General features: G+C 55.7%; 24 protein-coding genes and 2 rRNA genes. 22 read left to right on the top strand and 4 right to left on the bottom strand.

What is annotated here, in order from left to right; all coding sequences use genetic code 11:
* The 22 genes from QP109_RS02395 to QP109_RS02290 all read left to right on the top strand — a co-directional run.
* Positions 1-363: ribosomal RNA gene (locus tag QP109_RS02395) — 23S ribosomal RNA — on the top strand; the annotation flags it as partial.
* Between the two features lie 118 nt (positions 364-481).
* Positions 482-598, top strand: a 5S ribosomal RNA gene (gene rrf, locus QP109_RS02390).
* Positions 599-919: 321 nt separating this feature from the next.
* A complete protein-coding gene (locus QP109_RS02385; RefSeq protein WP_285023084.1) occupies positions 920-3,391 on the top strand; it encodes an HAD-IIA family hydrolase in 2,472 nt (823 codons plus the stop codon).
* Positions 3,391-3,600 (top strand): hypothetical protein, encoded by a 210-nt coding sequence (locus QP109_RS02380; protein ID WP_285023082.1) that lies wholly within the window; start codon positions 3,391-3,393, stop codon positions 3,598-3,600. The genes QP109_RS02385 and QP109_RS02380 overlap by 1 nt, the downstream gene beginning before the upstream one ends.
* Complete coding sequence (locus tag QP109_RS02375) at positions 3,597-4,430, top strand: TlyA family RNA methyltransferase (protein ID WP_270772330.1); 834 nt, start codon at positions 3,597-3,599, stop codon at positions 4,428-4,430. Before QP109_RS02380 ends, QP109_RS02375 begins: the two co-directional genes overlap by 4 nt.
* On the top strand, positions 4,427-5,275 hold the full coding sequence (locus QP109_RS02370) for an NAD kinase (RefSeq protein ID WP_285023079.1): 849 nt from the start codon (positions 4,427-4,429) through the stop codon (positions 5,273-5,275). Before QP109_RS02375 ends, QP109_RS02370 begins: the two co-directional genes overlap by 4 nt.
* Positions 5,272-6,942: a DNA repair protein RecN gene (gene recN / locus QP109_RS02365; protein ID WP_285023077.1), complete on the top strand. Its 1,671-nt coding sequence runs from the start codon at positions 5,272-5,274 to the stop codon at positions 6,940-6,942. Before QP109_RS02370 ends, recN begins: the two co-directional genes overlap by 4 nt.
* The gene (steA, locus tag QP109_RS02360) at positions 6,939-8,117 is read left to right on the top strand and encodes a putative cytokinetic ring protein SteA (RefSeq protein ID WP_285023075.1); all 1,179 of its coding nucleotides are present in this window, start codon (positions 6,939-6,941) and stop codon (positions 8,115-8,117) included. The genes recN and steA overlap by 4 nt, the downstream gene beginning before the upstream one ends.
* An 11-nt stretch (positions 8,118-8,128) precedes the next feature.
* Complete coding sequence (locus tag QP109_RS02355; RefSeq protein WP_285023074.1) at positions 8,129-9,055, top strand: copper transporter; 927 nt, start codon at positions 8,129-8,131, stop codon at positions 9,053-9,055.
* Between the two features lie 147 nt (positions 9,056-9,202).
* On the top strand, positions 9,203-10,924 hold the full coding sequence (pyrG, locus tag QP109_RS02350; protein WP_285023073.1) for a CTP synthase: 1,722 nt from the start codon (positions 9,203-9,205) through the stop codon (positions 10,922-10,924).
* Positions 10,921-11,571: an NUDIX domain-containing protein gene (locus tag QP109_RS02345; RefSeq protein ID WP_101628226.1), complete on the top strand. Its 651-nt coding sequence runs from the start codon at positions 10,921-10,923 to the stop codon at positions 11,569-11,571. Before pyrG ends, QP109_RS02345 begins: the two co-directional genes overlap by 4 nt.
* 93 nt (positions 11,572-11,664) lie before the next feature.
* Positions 11,665-12,375: a helix-turn-helix transcriptional regulator gene (locus tag QP109_RS02340; RefSeq protein WP_285023071.1), complete on the top strand. Its 711-nt coding sequence runs from the start codon at positions 11,665-11,667 to the stop codon at positions 12,373-12,375.
* Positions 12,376-12,413: 38 nt separating this feature from the next.
* Complete coding sequence (gene sufB / locus QP109_RS02335; protein WP_101628225.1) at positions 12,414-13,862, top strand: Fe-S cluster assembly protein SufB; 1,449 nt, start codon at positions 12,414-12,416, stop codon at positions 13,860-13,862.
* A gap of 1 nt (position 13,863) precedes the next feature.
* Positions 13,864-15,042: a Fe-S cluster assembly protein SufD gene (gene sufD / locus QP109_RS02330; RefSeq protein WP_285023069.1), complete on the top strand. Its 1,179-nt coding sequence runs from the start codon at positions 13,864-13,866 to the stop codon at positions 15,040-15,042.
* A gap of 56 nt (positions 15,043-15,098) precedes the next feature.
* Positions 15,099-15,851 carry a Fe-S cluster assembly ATPase SufC gene (gene sufC, locus QP109_RS02325; RefSeq protein WP_006680947.1) on the top strand — a complete coding sequence of 251 codons (753 nt, stop codon included), beginning with the start codon at positions 15,099-15,101 and terminating at the stop codon, positions 15,849-15,851.
* A gap of 5 nt (positions 15,852-15,856) precedes the next feature.
* The gene (locus QP109_RS02320; protein WP_285023067.1) at positions 15,857-17,149 is read left to right on the top strand and encodes a SufS family cysteine desulfurase; all 1,293 of its coding nucleotides are present in this window, start codon (positions 15,857-15,859) and stop codon (positions 17,147-17,149) included.
* A complete protein-coding gene (sufU, locus tag QP109_RS02315) occupies positions 17,149-17,616 on the top strand; it encodes a Fe-S cluster assembly sulfur transfer protein SufU (RefSeq protein ID WP_285023066.1) in 468 nt (155 codons plus the stop codon). Before QP109_RS02320 ends, sufU begins: the two co-directional genes overlap by 1 nt.
* Complete coding sequence (locus tag QP109_RS02310) at positions 17,613-18,038, top strand: metal-sulfur cluster assembly factor (protein WP_101628221.1); 426 nt, start codon at positions 17,613-17,615, stop codon at positions 18,036-18,038. The genes sufU and QP109_RS02310 overlap by 4 nt, the downstream gene beginning before the upstream one ends.
* The gene (locus QP109_RS02305; protein WP_285023065.1) at positions 18,004-18,180 is read left to right on the top strand and encodes a hypothetical protein; all 177 of its coding nucleotides are present in this window, start codon (positions 18,004-18,006) and stop codon (positions 18,178-18,180) included. The genes QP109_RS02310 and QP109_RS02305 overlap by 35 nt, the downstream gene beginning before the upstream one ends.
* A gap of 256 nt (positions 18,181-18,436) precedes the next feature.
* Positions 18,437-19,504, top strand: coding sequence for a hypothetical protein (locus QP109_RS02300; protein WP_285023063.1), 1,068 nt, complete (start codon positions 18,437-18,439; stop codon positions 19,502-19,504).
* Positions 19,505-19,550: 46 nt separating this feature from the next.
* Positions 19,551-21,218 (top strand): ABC transporter ATP-binding protein/permease, encoded by a 1,668-nt coding sequence (locus QP109_RS02295; protein WP_285023062.1) that lies wholly within the window; start codon positions 19,551-19,553, stop codon positions 21,216-21,218.
* Positions 21,218-22,936 carry an amino acid ABC transporter ATP-binding/permease protein gene (locus QP109_RS02290; protein ID WP_285023061.1) on the top strand — a complete coding sequence of 573 codons (1,719 nt, stop codon included), beginning with the start codon at positions 21,218-21,220 and terminating at the stop codon, positions 22,934-22,936. The genes QP109_RS02295 and QP109_RS02290 overlap by 1 nt, the downstream gene beginning before the upstream one ends.
* 63 nt (positions 22,937-22,999) lie before the next feature.
* Here the strand turns inward: QP109_RS02290 and QP109_RS09270 are convergent, their stop codons facing one another.
* The 4 genes from QP109_RS09270 to QP109_RS02275 are packed head-to-tail and all read right to left on the bottom strand — an operon-like array spanning position 23,000 to position 25,334.
* Complete coding sequence (locus QP109_RS09270) at positions 23,000-23,089, bottom strand: hypothetical protein (RefSeq protein WP_350224204.1); 90 nt, start codon at positions 23,087-23,089, stop codon at positions 23,000-23,002.
* Positions 23,090-23,105: 16 nt separating this feature from the next.
* The gene (locus QP109_RS02285; RefSeq protein WP_285023060.1) at positions 23,106-23,303 is read right to left on the bottom strand and encodes a hypothetical protein; all 198 of its coding nucleotides are present in this window, start codon (positions 23,301-23,303) and stop codon (positions 23,106-23,108) included.
* Between the two features lie 31 nt (positions 23,304-23,334).
* Complete coding sequence (gene tgt / locus QP109_RS02280) at positions 23,335-24,657, bottom strand: tRNA guanosine(34) transglycosylase Tgt (RefSeq protein ID WP_285023059.1); 1,323 nt, start codon at positions 24,655-24,657, stop codon at positions 23,335-23,337.
* Positions 24,654-25,334, bottom strand: a complete 681-nt coding sequence (locus QP109_RS02275) for a queuosine precursor transporter (RefSeq protein ID WP_285023058.1) — start codon at positions 25,332-25,334, stop codon at positions 24,654-24,656. Before QP109_RS02275 ends, tgt begins: the two co-directional genes overlap by 4 nt.
* Between the last annotated feature and the right edge of the window lie 34 nt (positions 25,335-25,368).

Raw genomic sequence — 25,368 nt, 5'->3', positions numbered from 1 at the left:
AAGGGTTGGGCTGTTCGCCCATTAAAGCGGTACGCGAGCTGGGTTCAGAACGTCGTGAGACAGTTCGGTCCCTATCCTCTGTGCGCGCAGGAAACTTGCGGAGGCCCGTCCCTAGTACGAGAGGACCGGGATGGACGAACCTCTGGTGTGCCAGTTGTACCGCCAGGTGCACGGCTGGTTGGCTACGTTCGGAAAGGATAACCGCTGAAAGCATCTAAGCGGGAAGCCTGCTCCAAGATGAGGTTTCCAACACCAGTAATGGTGTGAAGGCCCCCGCCAGACTAGCGGGTTGATAGGCCAGAGGTGGAAGCACAGCAATGTGCTCGCGAGCCGACTGGTACTAATTGGCCAACACTACACGAAACCACAAAACGCAACCAAAACGACTGCTTGCAACCACTATACGAATCACACTCAACCCACCCCCCTCCAACACACAACAGGGGGGGGGAGTGGAATAACACAAGCGAGTGACCATTTTTGCGGTGGTCATAGTAGTGGGGAAACGCCCGGAAACATTCCGAACCCGGAAGCTAAGCCCACAAACGCCAATGGTACTGCACCCGACAGAGTGTGGGAGAGTAGGACACCGCCGCAATTCAACTCAACTAACCCCCTCCCTTGGAGCACCACTCCAAGGAGGGGGTTACTACTATTACGCAAAACACAAAAACGGTATGCACGGCCCACTCTAATTCAACATGCTCACCCACGAGAGCCTCTCACCTTTTCCAAAGTGCCCTTCAGTCAAAGCTCAGCAACACGTAGCGATAGGCGAGTGGACTCACGCACAATGTGGCAGTTTCTGGCGGATTATCACCGTGAGCCGGCTATGCTTTCTTAAAGTAGGGACGTAGCTATCAGGGATAGAACGCCCACGTTTGAAAAGCGCAACCGCGCAGGAATAGAGGAAGAAGCCATGACAGAAGAACAAGGATCACGTTTTGATAAGGGTCGTGGTGGATTCCAACGTCGCTCACGGTGGAGCGACCGCAAACAATCCCGTGGAAACGACGACCGTCGCGAAAGTGGCTACGGTCGTCGTGATGACAGCCGTGGTCGTGGTTTCGATCGTAACAATGACCGCCGTGAAGGTGGTTATGGTCGTCGTGATGACAGCCGTGGTCGTGGTTTCGATCGTAACAATGACCGCCGTGAAGGTGGTTACGGTCGTCGTGATGACAGCCGTGGTCGTGGTTTCGACCGTAACAACGATCACCGTGAAGGTGGTTACGGTCGTCGTGGTGATGATCGTCGTCGGGGCGGTTATGGTCGTCGTGATGACAACCGGGATCTTCGCTTCGAGCGCAACAATGATCGTCGTTCCGGCGGTTTTGACCGTAACAATGAGCGTCGCGGTGGCGATCGCCAGCGCGGTGATCGCATGCCTCCCAGCCACAACCAAGAGCAGTACCAAAACTACGCTTCCACTGACGAGTACGTCTCGCCCAACCCGAACGAACCTACGATTCCCGCAGGTGTGTCCGCCCAAGAACTTGATGCAGCAGCACTGCGCGCACTTACTACACTTTCCGGCCCGAATAAGGACATCGTTGCCCGCCACCTCGTGATGGCCGGACAGCTGATCGACCTTGATCCGGAACTTGCCTACAAGCATGCTTTAGCAGCATCTGCGCGTGCCGGTCGCGTCGACGTTGTCCGCGAAGCAAGTGCCTTGACCGCATACGCATCCGGTCGCTATGACGAGGCGCTCCGTGAGGTCCGCGCCGTCCGTCGTATGCGCGGTGACAACTCGCTTCGTGCAGTCGAAGCCGATTGTGAACGTGGACTGGGACGGCCTGAAAAGGCTGTCGAAATCATCGACCAGACTGAAACCAAGGGCATGGAACTGTCTGAGCAAGTCGAACTGATTCTGGTTTCTTCCGGCGCTCGCGCCGATCTTGGCCAGAACGAAGTTGGTCTGCTCATCGTCGATGATGCGTTGGCTGTATTGCCCGCAGACACGGATCCCTTCCTCCTGCGTCGCTTGAACGAGGTCAAGATTGATCGTCTGCGCGAACTTGGACGCGATGATGAAGCCGACGAACTCGAATCCCAACTTCCTGAAGAAATCGAAGACCCCGATATCGTTGATATTTCGCTCTATGCGGATGCTGACGTTGACAATAAGCGCACTCAGCTTCGTGCAATGTCAAGACCGCTGGTCGAAGAATTCGATGTTGCCCTCTTTGATCTCGATGGCACCGCATGGAATGGTGATGAGCCGATCGAACATGCAGCTGACGCAGTGAAAGAAGCACGCGAAGCCGGCATGAAGACCGTGTTCGTTACGAATAACGCGATGCGTAGCCCTCGCCAGGTTGCCGACAAACTGAACACGATGGACTTTGAAGCAGATCCGTCGATGGTGATGACCTCCGCCATGGATGTTATTGCTTTGATGAAGGAACGTATCGAAGACGGTTCGAAGGTCTTTGCTATCGGTGGCGACGGTCTTCGCGTTGCACTGACTGAAGCGGGATATGAGCTTGTTGATTCCGCTGATGATGAGCCGGTTGCCGTTGTTCAGGGCCTCGACAAGGACGTGAACTGGGCGCTCATGTCGGAAGGCGCATTTGCCATTCAACGTGGTGCGCGCTTCTTCGCAACGAACCTTGACACAACTCTTCCACAGGAACGTGGCTTTGCTCTTGGCAACGGCTCTCTTGTCGCCGCCATTGAACATGCAACGGGCAAGCGTGCGTTTGCAGCGGGCAAGCCGGAACCGGGTATTTACCAGCGTGCTGCTGCGCTGGTTGGCGGCGAGAAGCCGATCGCTGTTGGCGACCGCCTTGAAACCGACATCCTGGGTGCTATTCGCGCAGGCATGCCGGCAATGCATGTTCTTACTGGTATTCATGACGCACAAGCCATTGTGACGGCTCCTCGTGGCCAGCGCCCCAGCTTCCTTGCCCTCGATATCCGAGGCCTTCAGGACACTCATCCGCGCGCTAAGCACCACCTGGATAACTCCTGGACCTGTGGCGTCTCTCAGGTCGTCCGCATCGCACGTCGCGGTGGAATTTTCGTCGACGATGTTGAACTGGCCGAGGATGAGATCTACACGATTACGCTCGACACCTACCGTGCAATGGCGGCAGCAGGCTGGGATTACTCTGACGAAAACGCCGGAGAGACCCCGCGTTGCCCCAAGCTCACAGTCGTTCCGAACGACGATGAGTCCGGAATCGTTGTTGCGCCGATTGAAATCTTAGAAGACGCAGAAAGCGACGAGGGCTTCACCTCCTCTGACGAACTGCTTGCAGTTCAAGCAGATGAACTTGATGAAGCATTGGAAACTCCTGCGTTCCTTCCCGGCGAAGAAGAACTCGAACGTCTTCTTGCCGAAACTGAAGACGATGACGAAGCGGGCGAAACTCAAGGCGAGTGATGACTAATCTCAGTGACGGTTCTGGGGCGAGCGTGACGCCGCCCCAGAACCGGAGCCTCGGCAATGATGATGCTCGCCAAGCTACGAATTCAGGGCAGAATATCCAGTCTGAAACAGTGAGCATCGAAGAGCTTGAACGCGAAATCGTTCGTTTGAAAGAACGCGACGTTGTTCTACGCACGCGTCTATCCGGTCCGGAGTTCTTGTGAAACTGCGTCGAATTGATTCGGAGCTTGTGCGCAGAGGATTGGCTCGATCTCGTACCCATGCCCAAGAAATGATCGCTGACCAGCGTGTGAAGCTCGACGGAGAAATCGTCCTGAAGCCCGCACGTCAAATGGATCCTGCACAGGCGATCGTGATCAGCGAGGCACCAGAGATTGAATACGTGTCTCGTGGCGCGCATAAGCTGGCCGGTGCCCTAGATATTCTGGGCGATACTGCTCCCACGATCTCGGACGCAGTGTGTATGGACGCAGGCGCTTCAACCGGTGGATTCACTGAGGTGTTGTTACGCGCGGGAGCGCGCCAGGTGTTTGCCGTTGACGTTGGTTACGGTCAGCTTGCTTGGAAGCTCCAGTCAGATCCTCGTGTCGTCGTGATGGATCGTACTAACGTACGCACGATGAAAGACGGTGATCTGGATCCGAAGCCACAGATCGTTGTTGGCGATATGTCCTTTATTTCGCTGACGCTTGTTATCCCGGCTCTCGTTGAAGTTGCAACCGATGACGCTGATTTCCTGCTGATGGTGAAGCCGCAGTTTGAGATCGGCAAAGAACGTCTCGGCCACGGTGGCGTTGTTCGCAACCCGAACCATCACGTGGAAACCGTCGAAAATGTTGCGCTCTGCGCCATCGACAACGGTCTAACAATCCGTGCAGTCGCAGCATCGCCTCTTCCGGGGCCTTCTGGGAACGTTGAGTACTTTATTCATATGTCCGCATCTGGCTCAGGCGGAATTGATGCTGATGAGTTACGCTCACGTATCAAAGAGGCAGTGATTGCTGGCCCCGCAGATTCGAAGGGACTTCAATGATTCGTCGCGTCATGCTTGTCTGGCATAGGCATCGTCCTGACGCCCAGACAGCAGCATCGGTCATGATGAGCGAGCTCGACTCTCTTGGCGTCGAGGTCGTCGAAGACGCGCGCCCAAATTCTGCCGATCTTGTTCTTGCCCTCGGTGGCGATGGAACGATCCTTGCGGCAGCTGAATATGCTCGCCGTTGCGATGTGCCCCTTCTCGGCGTGAACCTCGGCCACATGGGCTTTCTTGCCGAGGCAACCGATCAGGGGCTCGACGAACTGGCACAACGCATCGCGAACGAAGATTTCCATCTGGAAACCCGCATAACGTTGGACGTTGTTGTTCGCCAACCCGATGGGACGGTCATTACTGACTGGGCGTTGAACGAAGCGGTCGTTATCCACACGGATGTTGCCCATCCGGTGCATCTTGCCCTGGCAGTCGACGGACAGGACGTTTCAACGTACGGCGCTGATGGCATTGTTTTGGCGACGCCAACGGGCTCAACCGCATATAGTTTCTCCGCTGGAGGACCAGTTGTATGGCCCGATACCGAGGCAATCGTGATGGCGCCGTTGGCGGCTCATGGATTGTTTACGAGGCCGCTTGTCGTGGGTCCGTCTTCCAAGCTTGAAGTGGGCGTGCTCAGTGAAAACTGGACCTCGCCAGAACTATGGTGCGATGGAAAACGACGGACCAGTTTGCCTCCGGGCTCCAGTGTGACTACCACGGTTGGTCAGTGGCCGGTGAGACTTGTCCGTCTTGATGACACCCCATTCTCGACTCGTCTGGTTCAGAAATTTAATCTTCCGACCCGCGGTTGGAGGAACGGACGTAACAGGTCGGTCGCGAAATGATTTCAACGATTGAAATCTCCGGGATCGGTGTGATTGACCGCGCCACTCTTGATTTCGGTGAGGGTCTCACGGTTCTTACCGGCGAGACGGGTGCCGGTAAGACGATGGTGCTCACATCGGTAAACCTTCTATTGGGCTCGCGGGCAGAGCCAGCCTTAGTGCGCGAAGGACGATCTCGCGCGCAAGTCGATGGTGTCTTCACTCTGGATGAGCAACAAATAGCTCCTCTGGTCGAAGAGGGAATTGACGTTGAAGATTCAGAGCTGATCGTTTCGCGTACCGTTCTTGCCCAGGGTCGCTCGCGCGCACACGTCGGTGGGCGAATGGTTCCAGCATCGGCGCTTGCCCAGACAGTTGCCCCCCTGATCACAGTGCACGGGCAGGCCGAACAGATGCGTTTAAAAAACCCGAACGCGCAACGTGACCTCGTAGATTCCTACGGCGACCAAGCGCACCAAGACCTGCTGGCCGAATACGGGAAAGCCTGGAAAGAAGCGGTGAACGCCAAACGTTCTTTCGACGACATTACGAAGAACGCAGATGAGCGTATCGAAGAAACAGAATCGTTGAGCGCAGCTCTTGAAGCGATTGATGCTTTCAACCCTCATGAAGGTGAGGACGAAGAGCTACGACTCGAAGCGCGTCGCCTGATGAGCGTGGAAGACCTCCGACGGTTTATTGATACTGCAACGGCTTTCATCCGAGGAACTGACGATACAGATGGAGCCTCGAGCCTTCTTCGACAAAGTCGCGATCAAATTTCTTCCGCGCGCAGTCTCGACGAGTCGCTCGCGTCTCTTGAACGACAGGCAGAATCCATCGCAATCGATGTTGAGACTTTGGGGGATGACCTAGGAGCCTACGCTCGTAGCCTCGACGCTGACCCCACTCGTCTTGCATGGGTTCATTCGCGACGCGCTGATCTGAAGAAACTTCTTGAAGGCCGGGCCGATGATGCGAGTGGCCTCATTGAATGGGCGCAACGCGCACGTAAGCGTCTTGAAGAGCTTGTGACCAGTGGAAATAATCCTGAGGCCGCCGAAAAGAAACTGAAGGAAGCTCAAGCGCGCGTCCTCGAAGTCGGTTCATGCCTCCACGATTCCCGCGTCCGATGCGGTCGTGAGCTGGCGGAAAAAGTAACGGGAGAGTTGCACGCGCTTGCCATGGCAGACGCGAAGCTTATTAGTACCGTTGAAAAGACAAAACCTACGTCGCATGGCCTCGACGAGGTCACTATCCTGCTTCAACCGCACTCATCGGCCACACCACGCCCACTTGGGCAGGGAGCCTCTGGTGGCGAGCTGTCCCGCATCATGCTGGGACTCGAAGTCGTCTTGGGTGAAAAGAGCACTACGAAGACCTTCATTTTCGACGAAGTTGATGCGGGAATTGGCGGGCAAACGGCGACTGAAGTGGGTGCCCGCTTGAAACGCCTGGCACAAAACCGGCAGGTTATTGTCGTCACTCACCTCCCGCAGGTCGCTGTCTTCGCCTCGCACCACCTAGTGGTGACGAAGAATGACGGTCTCACCGACGTGCACGTGGTGGAAGGTGAAGCCAGAGAGGCTGAATTAACGCGGATGATGGGTGGAGATGCTCACTCTCCGGCGGCGCGCCGGCACGCTATCGAAGTCCTGACTTCAGCCGTGCCACAATCACAGGGATGAGTAGCGAAAAAATCCAGTCCGCTTCAGGCGCGACACAAATCACGGGTATCGCACGCGTTGACAGTCGTGTTCGAAACATTACTGCTCGCATGGAACCCGGTGACATTGCAGTAATCGATCAGGTTGACCTTGATCGTCAAAGCGCGCACGCTCTCGTGTCGCGCAAACCGAAGGCCGTCCTTAATGCCGCGCCTTCTTCATCAGGTCGCCAACAGGTGCGCGGGCCTCGTGTGCTTCTCGAAGCAGGAATCATCATCATCGATGATCTTGGCCCCGACGTGATGTCCCTGCATGAAGGTGACACCATCACAATCGACGGTGGTCGTGTTCTTCGCGACGATGAAGTCGTATCGACAGGTCGTCTGCTTTCCCTGCGCGATTTGGAAAACGACGAAGTTGAAAGCCGACAGCTCATTTCAACGCAGATCGGTTCGTTCGCAGCCTCGATCGAAGAATTCCTTGATCGTGATGGAGACGTCCTACGAGGTGTTGGTGTTCCGACCTTTAAGAAGGACCTCGAAGGAAAGCCCGTTGTCGTCGTCCTTGACGACTCCCAGACCAAACAACAGCTGAAGAACCTGAAGCGTTGGATCGGCGATGCTTCTCCGATCATCATCGGCGTTGACGGAGGTAGTGATCTGGCGCGTTCTGCCGGGTTTAAACCTCAGATCGTTGTCGGTGACATGGATCAGATCGGCGATAAGGTTCTTCGTGGAGCAGGCCGTAGGATTCTTCGACGCGGTCACGACGGTATCGCTCAAGGAAGCGAACGACTCAACCGCATGGGGCTGCACGCCGACGTCGTCGAAATGTCGGGTTCGTCCGAAGACGTTGCCCTGCTGGTAGCTAAGCATTCGGGTGCCTCGTCGATCGTTCTCGTCGGTGGCCACCACGATCTTGACGATTTCGTTGACCGTGGTCGCTCCGCGATGTCGCCGTCATTCTTTACTCGACTCGTTGCCGGGGATGAACTCGTTCAGGCTCGAGCAGTTGCCGCCACCCACCGCCCACGACTCTCAGGTTTCTGGATCGTGCTACTGGCGTTGGTGATGATTGGTGGAATCGGTGTTGCTCTCTGGGCGACGCCGTGGGGCAACGATTTGTTCTCATCGATTATTTCGCTTGCGAGCCCGTCCACCCCAATGTCCCCTGACTCTTTGACGAACCTCAACTGAGGAGATACAAAATGATGAATTTCCGTTACCACCTGGTATCGCTGATTGCAGTGTTCGTGGCGCTTTCGATCGGTGTCATCCTCGGTTCTGGTCCGTTGCAGTCCCGAATCTCTGGGGCTCTTGCAGATAAGAATGCAACATCTTCCGTTGCCGATGCCCAGGCTCTTGCTCAGGCTCAAGCTTTGGCAAGCGCTGAAGCAGCAGGTCTTGATGCGATTGCATCGAACAAGCTTGACGGCACTCTGTCCGGCATGAAAGTAACAACAATTGGTCTGCCCGGAGCTACGGCTGAAGACATTACTACGGTCAGCGATCAGCTGTCCGCCGCTGGCGCCGAGGTAATCGGCCATGTCTCGCTGACGGACAACTTCGATAACGCTGGAATGTCTCAGTACCGTGAGACCCTTTCAAGCCCGCTTTCGAGCCATATGTCTAATCTGCCCTCATCTGCATCGGGCGAAGCAATCATCAGCTTCGGCATCGTTGCAGTCTTGACGACTACGGGTTCTGAAACGGACCTCGTGAAGGAGATTTTGACTGACGATTCCACTCCGATCATGTCGATCACCACGGATCCGGCCGGAGCAACGGAAGCCATCGTTGTCGTCGGCCCGCGTGCTTCGACAACTGCTTTAGCTCAGAACTCTGCAGATGCTTCCCAGTCTGGCGTTGTGGAACGTGCTCCTCAGGCGTGGATGGGTCTTGCTCAGGCGGTCACTTCTGTTCCGAAGTCTGCGGTTATCGTCGCCGATGCTTCGACGGATTCGTCCATGGGACAGGTTCTGCGCACTCAGGGTGCCCAGGTTACGTCAATCGATTCGCCTGGTACGACGTTGTCGGCAATCTCAGCCGTCATCTCCCTGAAGGATGCGTCTGCAACTGCTCGCGCATACGGCGTTCAAAATGGCGCCACTGCGGTTATACCCGAGCTTCCGTGATAGGAGCTATCGCTTCGCCTCAACGTTCGTGACAGCGAGCCACTAGCGCTTCTGCCACGTGATGTTTCCAACTGTGCGGTGCGTATCATCTTGACCTTTTGAGTCGAGGCGATACGCACCGTTTTGTTATGCTGGAGTCCCATGGTGATGTCTTCAACGCGCGCTATGGGCGCAGATCAAATGGTGACCAAGCAGATTTTTGTTACTGGCGGTGTCGTCAGTTCACTGGGTAAAGGCTTGACCGCTTCAAGTCTTGGTCGTCTTCTTCGCTCTCGTGGTCTTTCTGTTGTTATGCAGAAGCTTGATCCGTACATTAACGTCGATCCGGGCACAATGAATCCCTTCCAGCACGGTGAAGTTTTCGTGACGGAAGATGGTGCTGAGACCGACCTCGATATTGGTCACTACGAGCGTTTCCTTGATGTTGCTCTTTCGGGTGACGCAAACGCGACAACCGGTCAGGTCTACTCGACGGTGATCGCGAAGGAGCGTCGTGGTGAATACCTTGGTGATACCGTCCAGGTTATCCCGCATATTACTGATGAAATTAAGCGCGTGATGCGTTCCCAGGCTCATCCCGACGCCGAGGGCAACACTCCTGACGTGATTATCACGGAAATTGGTGGCACCGTCGGTGATATTGAGTCTCAGCCGTTTCTCGAAGCCGCACGTCAAGTGCGCGCCGATCTTGGTCGCGAGAACGTTGCCTTTGTTCACGTTTCGCTGATTCCGTTCCTGCCGGCTGCCGGCGAACTGAAGACGAAGCCGACGCAGCACTCTGTTGCTGCTCTTCGTTCGATTGGTATTGCTCCCGATGCTCTTGTGCTGCGCACGGATCGTCCGCTTCCTGAGGGAATTAAAGGCAAGGTTGCACTGATGTGCGACGTCGACCGCGATGCCGTCATCGAGTGCAAGGATGTGTCGTCGATTTACGAGGTTCCACCGACGCTTCACCGTGAGGGACTCGATGCCTACTTGGTTCAACGTCTTGGATTGCAGTTCCGCGATGTTGATTGGACGGAGTGGAATGGTTTGCTCGAGCGGCTTCATTCCCCGAAGTACCGCGTTGAGGTTGCTCTGGTTGGCAAGTACATTGATCTGCACGATGCGTACCTGTCGGTTCAGGAAGCCATCAAGCACGGTGGCTTTGCAAACAATGCTCGCGTTGATATCCGCTGGGTTGCGTCCGACGGTTGTGAGACGCCCGAAGGTGCCAGTCGTGAACTTGCCGGTGTAGATGCGATCTGTATCCCCGGTGGTTTCGGTGTACGAGGCATCGAAGGCAAGCTTGGTGCCCTGCGCTGGGCACGTGAACACGGCGTTCCTACTCTGGGCCTTTGCCTTGGCTTGCAGTGCATGGTGATTGAAGCATCGCGTAACATGCTGGGTCTGGCTGGCGCTTCTTCGACGGAGATGGATCCCGAGACTTCCGATCCGGTTGTTGCCACGATGGCTGACCAGATGGACATCGTTTCCGGCGAAGGTGATCTTGGTGGCACGATGCGCCTTGGCTCTTACCCTGCAAAACTCGCCGAAGGTTCGATTGTTGCTCAGGCGTACGGAACGACCGAGGTGACTGAACGTCACCGTCATCGCTACGAGGTCAACAACGCCTATCGCGATCGCCTTGAAGCGGCGGGTCTGCATATTTCCGGTACTTCACCCTCGGGTGATCTGGTTGAGTTCGTTGAGCTTGATCGTTCCTTGCACCCGTACTACGTGTCGACCCAAGCTCACCCGGAGTTCAAGTCGCGTCCGACGAACCCGCATCCGCTGTTCGTGGGCCTCGTCCACGCTGCCCTGGAACGCCACAAGGGACGCTACTCGTCGTATCAAGGCACTCATGCCGTTGAGGAATCAGCGAAATGACTTTGCGTGAGGTTGCGGCCTCTCAGGCGAAGGCCGAAGGCGATACTCCAGCTCAATTCGAGGTCATTGAACACCGTCATCTCTGGGATGGGCGGGTCATCGGGCTTGAAGAGGACGAAGTTCGTCTGATTGAAGACGCTGAACCTGTTCTTCGCCAGTACACCACGCACCCAGGTGCGGTCGCTGTCGTGGCGCTGCGGGGCGAAGCTGGCAACGAAGAGGTACTTCTTGAACGTCAGTATCGTCATCCGGTGCGAGCAAACCTATGGGAAATTCCCGCGGGATTGCTCGATATCGAAGGGGAAGACTATGTTCTTGCAGCCCAGCGAGAACTGGCTGAAGAAGTTGATCTTCAAGCAAATCAATGGGATGTTCTGGTCGACTACTTCACGTCGCCGGGAGGATCTGTTGAATCGCTTCGTATCTTCCTCGCGCGTGATCTGGTCGAGCTTGATCAGGAGTTCGAACGTCTGGACGAAGAGGCACTCATGGTGAGTTCCTGGGTGAAGCTTGATGACGCTGTGGACATGATATTTTCTGGCAAGTTGCACAACCCGTCTGCAGTAACTGGAATTCTCGCAACCTGGAATGCGCGAGCACGTGGTTGGAAGGGCCTGAGACCTGCGGATTCACCCTGGATGCGCTAAGGAAACGTGTGGCGTTTTTGACACGTCTGAATTTCGATAAGCATATTGTGCGTAAAAGGACGTAGACTCTGACATAGATTCCCACGTGAACAGATGATCGGAGGCCTTGTGGGCGAACAGCTCGATGCGCGAACTCGCGAGCAGGTTCTCGATTTGATCGTCGAAAAGGGGCCCGTGACTGCAACCGTCATCGCTCGAATTCTTAAGCTGACTACCGCAGCCGTGCGCAGGCATATCACCATCTTGTTGGATTCGAAAGAAATCATGGAGATGGAACCGGCGCAGTTGAAAAAGCGTGGTCGTGGACGCCCGGCTCGTCACTATGTCGCAACACCGAACGCGCACACGAAGTTGCCTGACGGATATTCCGAGCTAGCTGTCAAAGCTCTCGGATACCTTGGACAAGTTGGTGGTGGGGAAGCGATTGATTCTTTCGCGGCCTCTCGTTCGCGTGAAATTGAGCGTCGCTATGCGCCTATCGTTCGCGAAGCTGGTTCAGACCCGAAGGTCCGTGCTCAGGCTCTTGCCGATGCGCTGACTCAAGACGGTTATGCGGCGACGGTTCGAGACATCGGTAATGGCCATTTCGCTATTCAGCTATGCCAAGGGCACTGTCCTATTCAGGAAGTTGCCGGTGACTACCCGCAGCTCTGCGAGGCAGAAACCCAAGCGTTTAGTCGACTTCTTGATGTTCACATTCAGAGGCTTGCAACTCTTGCCGGCGGTGGTCACGTCTGTACGACTCACATTCCCGTGGGCGCACCCGTGCTTCGTTCGGCTTCACGAGCAACTCTGCGTAAGTAGAGCGTGCTTGAAATTAAGAATGGAAGGTTGAGACCACTATGACCCAGTCACCGCAGGTCACTGACCTCGATGACCGTCAAATGAGTGATGATGAAATCATCGACTCAATTGGCGCGTATGAGTACGGATGGCGCGATAGCGACGAGTACTCAAAGAATGCTGAATACGGCATTAATGCGGACGTTGTTCGTTCGATCTCGGATCATAAGAATGAGCCGGAGTGGATGCGTGAACGTCGTCTGAAGGCACTTGAAATCTTCGATCGCAAGCCGATGCCTACATGGGGCCCGGATCTTTCGGATATCGACTTCGATACGTTCAAGTACTACGTCAGCCCCACCGACCGTCAGGTGAATTCGTGGGAAGACCTTCCTGAGGAAATTCGTCACACCTACGATCGTCTGGGTATTCCGGAGGCTGAAAAGAATCGCCTGGTCTCCGGCGTCGCTGCCCAGTACGAGTCTGAGGTTGTCTACCAGCAGATTCAGGAAGATCTTGAACGCCAGGGTGTCATCTTCCTCGATACCGACACGGGTCTCCGTGAGTATCCGGAAATCTTCCAGGAGTACTTCGGCAAAGCTGTTCCCTCCGGAGACAATAAGTTCTCCGCACTGAACACCGCCGCTTGGTCGGGTGGTTCCTTCGTCTACGTGCCACCAGGCGTCCACGTCGACATCCCGCTTCAGGCCTACTTCCGCATTAACACTGAGGCTCTTGGCCAGTTCGAACGTACGCTGATCATCGCCGATGAGGGCTCCTACGTTCACTACGTCGAAGGATGCACCGCGCCGATTTACGACGAGAACTCACTGCACTCAGGTGTTATCGAGATCTTCGTCAAGAAGGGTGCGCGCGTTCGCTACACGACGATCCAGAACTGGTCGACCAACGTTCTGAACCTCGTGACCCAGCGTGCCATTGTCGAAGAAGGCGGAACTATGGAATGGGTCGATGGCAACATGGGTGCCGCGATCACCATGAAGTACCCCGCCTGCTTCCTCATGGGCGAGCATGCCCGTGGAGAGACATTGTCTATCGGTTTCGCAGGCCCCGGTCAGCACCAGGATACTGGTGCCAAGATGGTCCACATGGCACCGCACACCTCTTCTTCGATCGTGTCGAAGTCCGTGTCTCGTGGCGGTGGCCGTACTTCGTACCGCGGTCTGGTTCAGATCAACGCCCGCGCACGGCACTCGAAGTCCAACGTCCTTTGCGACGCGCTTCTTGTCGACAAGGTTTCACGTACCGACACCTACCCCTATGTTGACGTCCGAACCGATGACGTCGAAATGGGTCACGAAGCAACCGTTTCGAAGGTGTCGGCAGACCAGCTCTTCTACCTGATGAGCCGTGGCCTTGATGAGAACGAAGCAATGGCAATGATCGTTCGTGGCTTCGTTGAGCCGATCGCGAAGGAACTCCCGATGGAGTACGCGCTCGAACTCAACCGCCTGATCGAACTGCAGATGGAAGGATCCGTCGGCTGATATGACGACACAAGAAGTGATGAATAAAGCGCACTCTCACGGCAGCGTCGAAAAGGGTGGCCACGCCTCCCGCGCAGACCGCCCGGTTTCCTTCGATCTCGACGCAATCCCGACCCCGCATGGTCGCGAAGAAGACTGGCGTTTCACCCCGATGCGTCGCATCGAACGTCTTTTCGAGGTTGAAAACTATGACCAGGGCGATGCCCTAGTCACCGTTGAGGCTCCTGAAGGCGTGACAGTTGAACAGGTTGATCGCTCCGATTCTCGCTTGGGTACTGTCCTTGCTCCCGGTGATCGCACAGCGGTTGTCGCATGGAACCAGTGTGCTGAGTCGACAATTGTTTCTGTTCCTGCCCAGATGCAGGTCAGCGAACCGATTCGTCTGAACGTTGACGCTGTTGAAGGCACTCGCGCCCAGCACATCTTCGTTGAGGTCGGCGAACTCGCCGAAGCGACGATCATCCTGGACCACCGTGGCTCTGAAGATGCAGCAGTCAATCAGACCATCGAAGTGAATGCAGGCGATGGCTCGAAGGTCACCTTCGTTTCAATCCAAGAATGGGATGACACCACACTGCACGCCTCAAACCACCGACTGGCACTGGGCAAGGATGCTTCCCTGACGCACATCGTCGTTACTTTCGGTGGCGACCTGGTCCGTATCTCTTCCGATACTGATTTCCGAGGCCCCGGTGGTGAACTCAACATGTTGGGCCTGTACTTCGTTGACGGCGGTCAGCACCTCGAGCACCGCGTGTTCGTTGACCACTCCCAGCCGAACTGCTACTCGCGAGTCACCTATAAGGGCGCTCTACAGGGCAACGACGCGCACTCGGTGTGGATCGGCGACTGTCTGATCCAGGAAGCAGCCGACGACACCGACACCTACGAACTGAACCGCAACCTGGTCCTCACCGAAGGCGCCAAGGCCGACTCTGTTCCGAACCTCGAAATTGAAAACGGTGAAATCCGCGGAGCTGGACACGCATCCGCAACAGGCCGTTTCGATGACGAACAGCTCTTCTACCTGATGAGCCGAGGAATCAGCGAACACGAGGCGCGTCGTCTTGTTGTCCGTGGTTTCTTCGCCGAGCTCATTAATCAGATTGGTGTGCCCGAGGTGGTTGACCACCTCATGGAGGCCGTCGAGGCCGAACTCGCCAAGTCCCGAACGAACTGACCCTGCGCGCCATGTGGCGCATCACTATTGCGGCCTCGCGCCGACAAGGAGAAACAATGTCGACTTTGACGATCAAAGATCTGCATGTCACGGTTGAAACCGCTGACGGCCCCAAGGAGATCTTGAAGGGCGTGAACCTGACCATCAAGTCCGGTGAAATCCACGCCATTATGGGTCCGAACGGTTCGGGCAAATCCACTCTTGCCTATGCACTCGCCGGCCACCCCGAATACACCATCACCCAAGGCGAAGCATGGCTCGACGACAAGCTCATTACTGAGATGAGCGTTGACGAGCGCGCCAAGGCCGGTCTGTTCCTGGCCATGCAGTACCCGGTTGAGGTTGCGGGCGTTTCCGTTTCCAACTTCCTGCGTACCGCTAAGACCGCCATCAACGGTGAAGCGCCGCAGATCCGTCAGTGGGTCAAGGACGTGAAGTCCTCTATGGAGCACCTGCGTATGGACGAAGACTTCGCTGAGCGTGACGTCAACGTCGGCTTCTCCGGTGGTGAGAAGAAGCGTCTTGAGATCCTCCAGATGGAACTCCTGCAGCCGACCTTCGCAGTACTGGATGAAACCGACTCCGGTCTGGATGTCGATGCTCTGCGCATCGTGTCTGAGGGTGTGAACCGTGTCCATGACACCACCGGCTGTGGCGTCATGCTGATCACTCACTACACGCGCATTCTTCGCTACATCAAGCCGAGCCATGTTCACGTGTTTGTGAACGGCCACGTTGCCGCCGAAGGTGGCCCCGAGCTTGCTGACCAGCTTGAAGAAGAAGGCTACGACAAGTACCTGGGTCTCTGATCACCATGAATTCGCTTCTCGGAGCAGACTTTAGCGCTGTAGAGCTCGAAGCTATCCGTTCGGACTTCCCGATTCTCGCTCGACTGGGGCGCGGAGGGAAGCCGATCACGTACCTTGATGCCTCTGCAACGTCTCAAAAGCCTGCCAGTGTCATTGATGCGGAAGCGAATTTCTACCGTCGTTCGAATGCTGCTGTTCACCGCGGAACCCATATTTTGGGGGACGAAGCGACCAGAGTATTCGAAGACGGGCGCGACGCGCTCGCCTCGTTTATCGGTGGGAGCAGCGATGAGATCGTGTGGACCAAGAACGCGACCGAAGCCATCAACCTTGTTGCTCTGTCTATCGGTCATGCGTCTGCCGGCCGTGGTGGCACGGCTTCGACTCCACTGAGAATTGGGCCAGGAGACGCGATCGTCATCACTCGCGCAGAACACCATGCGAACCTCGTTCCGTGGCAGGAATTGTGCGCACGAACCGGCGGGGAACTCAAATGGTTGGATCTGACGCCCGACGGTCGCATTGACCTTGAGACACTTGACGTCATTACGCCCAACACTAAGCTGGTTGCTTTCACTCACGTGTCGAATGTGACGGGCGCGATCTCTCCCGTCGATGCGATTGTCGCAAAGGCGCGCAGTGTTGGAGCTCTTGTTTTGGCTGATACCTGTCAGTCGAGCGCGCATATGGCGATTGATGTTCGTGCCATGGACGTGGATTTTGCGGTCATGTCGTCACACAAGATGCTTGGCCCTACCGGCGTCGGTGCGTTGTGGGGCAGACGGGAACTCCTCGACATGATGCCTCCGGTTTTAACCGGCGGATCAATGATCGAATACGTGACGATGGAGGAATCGACGTACATGCCCGCTCCCGAACGGTTTGAAGCGGGATCTCAGCCCGTAGCTCAAATCGCAGGTTGGACGGCTGCGCTTGAATACCTGAGCGCTATTGGTATGGATCGCGTACACGCCCATGAGAAAGCTCTAACACAGCGTCTGCTTGATGGGGTTGCCTCACTCGACGGTGTGAAAGTCCTTGGCCCAACAACCGATGTGGATCGTGTGGGCGTCGTGGCGTTCGCAGTCGATGGTGTCCATCCGCATGATGTCGGTCAGATTTTGGATGCTGATGATGTCGCGATTCGTGTCGGTCATCATTGCGCGATCCCACTTCATACGTTCTTCTCTGTTCGATCGTCCGCACGAGCATCCGTTGCAGTGTCGACGAATGAAGAAGAAATCGATCGTCTGGTCGCATCCCTTGGACGCGTGAGAGAGTTTTTCGGAGGATTCTGATGTCAAGCTTGGATCAGCTCTATCAGCAGGTCATCTTGGATCATGCCCGCGCCAAACACGGCCGAGGCGATGTGGAAGAGATCGCGGCCTCGTCGCACCAAGTAAACCCGACGTGTGGCGACGAAGTAACCCTTGGCGTTACTCTCGCTAACGACGGCTCGATTGAAAAGCTTGTGTGGGATGGCGATGGCTGCTCGATTTCTCAAGCATCTCTATCCATGCTGAACGACTTGGTCGCGAACCACTCGATTGAGGAAGCGCGCGTAGCATATGCGTCCATGGAATCGATGATGCATTCGAGGAACAGGGGAGTGCCCGACGAAGTCCTCGATGCTCTGGGTGATGCAGCGGCTCTTGAATCCACCTCTCAGTTTGCCAATCGCGTGAAGTGTGCACTGCTCGGCTGGTACGCCTTGCGTGACGCGCTTGCACAGCTCGGAACCGACATCGCAGGAGGTAATAAATGAGTAACCCCATGGCAGCTCCGGAGCCTGTGGAGCAGCGTTTCGGTGCGCCACCGGCACAAGAACAGCCTGAGAACGTTCGCCAGATTGACGGCACAGACATCGTTGAAAACGGTTCTTTGAAGGGCGAAGATGTCCTCGAAGCACTCAAAGACGTCATCGATCCTGAACTTGGCATTAACATCGTTGACCTTGGACTGGTCTACGGCGTGAACATTGCTGAGAACGACACAGTTGTTCTCGATATGACACTGACCTCTGCTGCCTGCCCGCTGACGGATGTCATCGAGCGTCAGGCACAGTCCGTTCTTTCCGCGTTGACGCCTGAAGTGACAATTTCTTGGGTGTGGATGCCACCATGGGGGCCGGATCGTATTACTCCGGATGGTCGTGAGCAGCTCCGCGCAATTGGTTTCAACGTCTGAGCGTGATCAGTGGTGGACTCTCGACGCCGGCACGGTTGAGGACACGCCGATCAAGGGATTGCGGGGAATCATGACAGGTTCGCTTCTGCTTCTTGCCGGAGGGGTGGCACTCAGGCTACGCAAGCGGAGCACCATTCAGTGACTGCCTAGTATGTCTGGCAATCCCGAAGATCAGATGAGGCTGGGTGTGCCCTTCGTGCGAAAACTGTTCGCGCACGAGGGGCACACTCGTGTTTACACCGGGGCCGAACACACAGTTGGATAGGACGGTCATGGAGTGGTTCAAGGCACCCTTGTTATTCGCAACCACGTAGGATGACCTAAGAAAATATCGTGATCGGTCAATATAGTTAAGTCGATCAAAGCTTGACTGTGTGAATCAACAGGGGAGGCGATGAATGGGAGCCAATGACACGTTAGTCGCCCGCACATGTGACATTGTTCAGATGTTCGCATCGGGAGCGACTTCTTCAGATGTTCGTTCCAGCATCGACACCGAGGAAGAACCCCTGTCACACCTGGTTGACTACCTGTCTGCTGTCGATGAGGTCCCGCCCACAACTCAAATCGCGATTTTGGTTGGCGCTCACTCATACGACAGGCGCCCAGCCTTCACGAATTTTTCTACGTGGCTAAGAAGCGCACGGGAGCAAGGGTACGGTGTTCGCCAGCTCACAGATATCGACCAGGCGATCTTCGAATCTCTTATCATCATCGACGCGAATCAGGCGAATAACTTGCCTTACAGCACGATCGAGCACCTAGCAGAAAGTGGCAAACAGGTCCTCCTTATTGCTCCTTCGACCACGCAACCTTTAGACTCCACTTTCGCGAAGATCGCCGGAGTTCAGTTCGAGGGGGAGTCTCACCTTCAAAGGCTCGACGAGGCCAATGATGCAACGTGGCACCTTGTCGGTCGCCTCACTCAGCCATCACTCAAGGATGCCGGAACTCATCTGAAGACTTCGACTGCGCCCCTGAAACTTACCGCGACTGATCCGAGCCTTGAACGAACACGTCAACTAATGAATGAGCCTCGGCCAGCATTGCGCGCAGCAAACTGGGCACGTATCTTCACCCCGGGCGACTCGACCACCACGTTAGCGAGCGTTGATGATCCACTCAGTGAGCTTGATGGTCGCCCGATCATCACCAAACGTGCCGTCGCAAACGCACACGGGGAAACAGGCGGAAACGTGTGGCTTGTCGGCGCTGATCTTGATGCATTCACCCGAGCAACACTGCTCAGACTCATTAGCGCTCATGCGCGTGTCCGGCCAACGAACCTAGAATTCCCACGCGGTATCGAAGTTGTCCAACGCGCTCACATGACGTTCATTGTGAATCACGGTAGCACGATGGCAGAACTCTCCAACGTTCATGGATCCGATGTAGTCAGTGGTAACAGGTGCACGGGGCACGTTGCTCTTGCCCCGCACTCGGTCATGGTCGTCGTCGAAGAATAACAGCCGTTCAGTCGTTATTTCCTGAGCCTCATATCGGATTGATGAAATGAAACAGATAAAAAACTCGGTCATCACCGACCGTGGACGCCGTGATTCGATTATTGTCGCCGCTTTGCGATTGGGATATCTGATTGCGTTCGGAGTCGTCCTTGTGTGGCTTGGAATCCAAATTGGGAACTACGCGATTGGCGGTCGTACGATTTCGCTTCTTATCCCGATCATCGCCTGCCTTTTCGTTGCGACCTTCGCCGGAGTTGAAATCGCATACGGTGACAAGGCTGCCCGCGGAGAAGAAAAACGTATTCGTCGCGATCTTCTGATGCGTGTGTTCAGCTCAACCAGTGAAGAAGCATCTGATCAAGCGCATGTTGTTCAGCTGGCAACCGACAATACGGAACGTGTCACTGAATTCCGCCAGGTCTACTTGGGCCCGACAATCGCGACGATTGTGGCACCGTTCCTCACTCTCGGATTTGTCGCCGTTGCTTTTGACTGGGTTCTGGGGTTGGGAATCATGGTGCTTTGCCCGCTGATTCCTTTGCTGCTTGGTGGCTTCCAGAAGCTTTTCCGTAAGCGTTCATCGGATTCGCGAAAACAACGAGGCCAACTGGCTGGCCGTTATCTTGATGCGATCCGAAATCTCATCACTATTCGTCTGTTCGGGGCTGGGCCACGAATTGAAGAGGATCTGCGCGTTCAAGGTGAGAAAAACCGAAGCGCAATCATGAAATTGCTGGCAGGAAACCAGATCGTCATCATTGTTCTAGACGGGTTGTTTTCGCTGATCCTGATCTGTGCCACGGCTGCACTCACAATCACACGATTTAATGCGGGTGCTGTCGACCTAGGACAAGCGATCGCAACGATGCTTCTGACCGTACTGCTCGTCGAACCGTTGGTGCAGGTCGCCGGCTTCTTCTACATCGGAATGGGCGGTATTGCATCGCAGAAAGCAATCGGGCGTTACACAGCGATCCATGACCGCGCCTCCCATGCCCTAAGCCACGCTTCGATCGCAAACGACGGATCGATCAGTGTTGATGGTGTTTCCTACGACTATGGTCGCGGTGAAGTGTTGCACGAGGTCACTTTGAAAGTCCCAGCTGGTCATCGCGTGGCAATCATCGGTCGTTCGGGAGAGGGCAAGACTACTCTTCTTCGCCTGCTACGCGGTGACGTGAGACCGCAGTCCGGCTCCGTTGCTGTTTCGGGCAACTCTTTGACATCTCTGTCAATCGATCAGGCACACGCTTTAAGCGCCTCGGTTGCGCAATCAACCTGGCTTTTCACCGGTTCGATCGCTGACAACTTACGTCTTGCACGCTCCGATGCCAGCGAAGAAGAGATGTGGCAGGCCTTGAAACAAGCGCAGGTCGCTGATGAGATTGAGCGGATGCCCGAAGGCCTTCATACCCAGATTGGAGAGCAGGGCGGGCTGATCTCCGGTGGGCAAGCGCAACGAATCTCGATTGCTCGGGCTCTTTTATCCGGGCGCACGATTCTGCTTCTCGATGAGCCCACGTCTCAGGTTGATATTGAATCCGAGAAGAAGATTATTCGAGCGATTTCTGAACTTGGACGCGAGTGGACGATTGTGCTGGTGACACACCGTAAGGCTCTGCTTGCACTTGCTGACTTAGTGTATGAGATGCACCAAGGGGAACTGCACCGCGTGAACGCAAACGAACAAACAATTGGCCAGGAGGTTCTCTGATGGAATCACAGCCGAGCGTTCTTCAGCTGATGAAATGGCTGACTTCGCATACGCGAGACGTCCACAAGCCCCTCTATGTCAGCACCCTTTTCCGCCTCGTCAATTTGTCGATGGATATTGTGCTCTTTGCCCTGGGGGCAGCAGGAGTCGTCGCAGTGGTCACGGGAAATGGAAAATGTGCCACGATCCTGTTCTGGCTAGTCGTTGTTGCTCTGATTAAAGCTAGCGCCTACTACTGCGAGCAATTCACCGGTCATTACGTCGCTTTCAAGGCGCTGGAACTACTGCGCACGATGGTGTTTTCGCAACTGTGGCCAAAGGCCCCCGGGATTGTGTTGCGTTCGAAGAGTGGCGATGTCCTAGCGTCACTGACGCGCGACGTTGACCGGATTGAAGTCGTGTATGCTCACACGTTCGCGCCACTCGTTTCAGCCGTTATCGTTCCACCCGCATTTCTTATCGGTGCTGGCATTGTGTGGGGATGGCAGATCGTCGCTGTTCCGGCACTGTGCATCCTGATTGCTCTTGCGGTTGTCCCGTTCCTAGGGGCGAGGCGCTCACTCGAGGCAACCAAACAAACACTTGAACTTCGCCGGCACCTGGCTCAGCATGTCACGGACTCTGTCTTTGGCGCTGAAGAGGTACTGGGCTATGGGCATGTGAATGAACGCCTTGAAGAGATGGACGTTATCGGTTCTCGGATCTCATCGTCTGCGAGCGTTGCCAAACGCGGTAATGCGTTGCGTCGCGCGTTGAATGCTGCACTCACACTTGTCAGTGCTCTCGCAATCGCCTGGTCAGCAATGAATGCCGGCTATTCTCCCGTCATCGTCGCGATGGCGACTGCTGGAACGCTACGCCTTTTTGAAGGGCCACGTGGCGTTGAAAATGCGACCGGATATCTGGACCATTCACTTTCTGCTGCGCGCCGCCTCTGGGAAATGTGCCACGCGCCCGCAAATGTGGATGACGGCGATGACGAACTCACCCTTGACCACGCTCCGACGCTAACTTTCGAGAATGTTACTTACACATACCCGTCAGCGAGCGACCCTGCCCTGAAAGATGTCACTATTTCGGTCAAAGGCGGCGGACATGTTGTACTGGCTGGACCATCAGGGTCTGGAAAATCAACGGCAATGACAATGGTGTTACGCTACGACAACCCCGATTCGGGGCGCGTTCTGATCGACGGCGTCGATATTTCAACGTTCACTCTGGATAGTTTGAGACACAGCGCGGTCGCTGTTTCGCAGAAGAACCAATTGCTCAACACGACTATTCGCGACAATGTCACTTTAGGTGCGCCGAACGCCAGTGATGAACAGGTTTGGCGTGCTCTTGAACTCGCATGCGTTGCTGATGAAGTACGAGCGATGCCACAGGGGCTTTGTACGCGTGTCGCCCAGGGAGGTAGCGCTCTGTCCGGTGGCCAAGTTCAGCGTCTGAGTCTTGCACGTGCACTGGTGATGAACCCGAAGATTCTGATCCTCGATGAAGCAACCGCACAGCTGAACTCTGAGTTGGAAGCCCAGATTCGTCACAACCTTGACAACTTGGATATGACGATCATCGAAGTAACGCATCGCCTTGAACTGATCGATGGCGCAGATCAGATCGTGCTTCTTGACCGCGGTCGGATTGTCGGCGCCGAAAGCCCAGCAACGATACGCTCCGAAGGGAGCTCCCTTGAAGAGTTCTTCACGAGGAACGTCTAGTTGAGGAAGCATGAAGTCGGCACTCACGTGTGAGTACCGGCTTTGGTGCAATAAGGAAGGGGATCATACGGTCTTTGCTCCCCGTGTGTTGCACGTGGCGATTGAATCGTTTTCGAGCCCACGCGTCAACCACTTTTGACATTGCTCGGACAAACCGTGAGTCCACGTGTCAGCGTTGGAATGACCCTAGTACTGCTCTTGCCAGATAGATGGTTGTCTGCGCTGCTCGACCCGTCAGATCTGAACTTCCCAACAACGAGGTCAGATCAATGCCGGTGAACTGTGAGATCAGGAAGACTGCGACCTCCAAACCAATGGATCCGCCACCGATACCGGCGCTCGACGTCCACCACGGAACCTGAGACAACCGGAATCCAACCGTGCTTGTTCGTTGAAACTCATGAGTGCCGCGCCCTGGTTGATCCCCCTGCGTATTTGCCCAACATATCTGCGCGGAAGGCTTCAAAATTACCGTTGTCGATGGAATCACGAATCGCATCAACCAGTCGAACGGTGAACCACTCGTTGTGGATCGTGGCCAGGGTAGAGGCAAGGATTTCGTGTGCCTTGAACAGGTGATGAACGTAGGCAGCACTGTAGTGCGTGCACGTGTAGCAACCACAACCTTCGACCATCGGGTTGAAGTCCCTCTTGAACCGAGCGTTCGTAATGTTGAAACGCCCATTGGGGGAGTAAATGGCAGCGTTACGGGCAACGCGCGATGGATTCACGCAGTCAAACGTATCGGCGCCCGCCTCAACACCTCGGAAGAAATCGTCAGGTTCGGATATACCCAGCAGGTGACGCGGACGATCCTCGTCGAGTTCTTCGCTGACCCACGACACAATCGTGCCGAGGTTTTCCTTCTCTAGGGCACCACCGATTCCGAAACCATCGAAACGCGTGCCGTCTTCATCCATATCGTTCATCGTGCGGGCTGCGAGCCGGCGCAGATCCTCGTACTGAGCGCCCTGAATGACGCCCCAGAGCTGCTGGTACGGCTTGTCTGCACGCACTTCGGTCAGGCGTGCGTGTTCGCGCAGACAGCGCCTCGCCCACTCGTGCGTGCGCTCCAGCGACATTTCCTGGTAGGAACGCGGGTGGAGCAGGCTGGTCAGCTCATCGAAAGCAAACATGATGTCTGAGCCCAACTGATGCTGAATGTTCATCGATACTTCAGCGGTGAAGCGGTGCTTCGTACCGTCGATGTGCGAGCTGAACACGACACCGTCATCGTCCACGACTGCAGTGGATGCTTTCACGGCCTGCATGTGGAGCTTCGGGTCGTTCGGGTCGGCTGCACCGGAAAACTCTTGGGAGAGCACCTTTTTGAAACCAGCACCCAGCGAAAGAACCTGGAAACCGCCGGAGTCCGTGTAGGTGGGTCCCGGCCAGTTCATGAATTCGCCGAGTCCGCCGGCCTCGTCAACGAGGTCAGAGCCGGGCTGTAAATACAGGTGGTAGGCGTTCGCGAGTACCGCCTGGGCACCCAAATCCGCGACCATCTCGGGGACGAGCGCTTTCACGTTCGCTTTCGTCCCGACGGGAATGAAGGCAGGGGTGCGAATATCGCCGTGGGCGGTGTGCAGGATTCCAGTACGGCCGAGACAGCGTCCACTTTCCAGACGCGATCCCACATCGAAGCCACGGTCCGGTGAACCGGGTTGAGCACCCAGAGGGCGTTCATTGGATGGGGGAGCAGCAAGCCATTGTTCACTCATGCGGCAAGAACCTCGTTCGATGTTAGACCTTCGCGCTTGCGGACGAAGGCAATGACACGGTAAGTGATGGGCAGGAGGATGATTTCAACGCCCACCTTGTAGACGTATCCGGTGATGATGTAATTCGCAAATTCGGCCCCTGGAATAACACCGATGAAGGCGATCGTGCAGAAGAGGACGGTGTCGAAAAGCTCGCCGACGACGGTGGAACCAACGAGGCGTGCCCACAGGTGATCAGCACCCCAGCGTTCGCGAATTTTCACGAGGACCAGTGCGTTGACCAGCTGGCCTGCTAGGTAGCTGATGATCGAGGCAGCCACGATACGAGGCACGAATCCAAGGACCGCTTCGAACGCAGCCTGATTAACGTAGCCGGGGCCAACCGGTGCGACCTGAACAAGGAGGAAGGTGAGTGAGGCCAGTACTGATGCGACGAATCCGAGGACGATGACGCGACGAGCACGACGGAAACCGTAGACCTCGGACAAGACATCGCCCAGAACGTAGGTCAGCGGGAAAAGGATTGCTCCACCGTCGAAGACAAGATGGATCGGTCCCGCCTCAAGCGCCGTGACCTTGGTGCCCGCAATATTCGAAATGAGAAGGAAAGCCACGAACATCACGGCAATAATGTCGAAGATCTTTGGCGTGCGTGCCGATTCTTCTGGCGAAGTCATTGAAATACTCCTACCTCTGTTTCAGATGTACGTC

Origin of the sequence: Pauljensenia sp. UMB9872, from assembly GCF_030212665.1 — a bacterium.
GTDB lineage: Bacteria > Actinomycetota > Actinomycetes > Actinomycetales > Actinomycetaceae > Pauljensenia > Pauljensenia turicensis_B.
The sequence above is the reverse complement of the archived record's forward strand: the minus strand, read 5'-3'. Positions and strand labels throughout refer to the sequence as shown.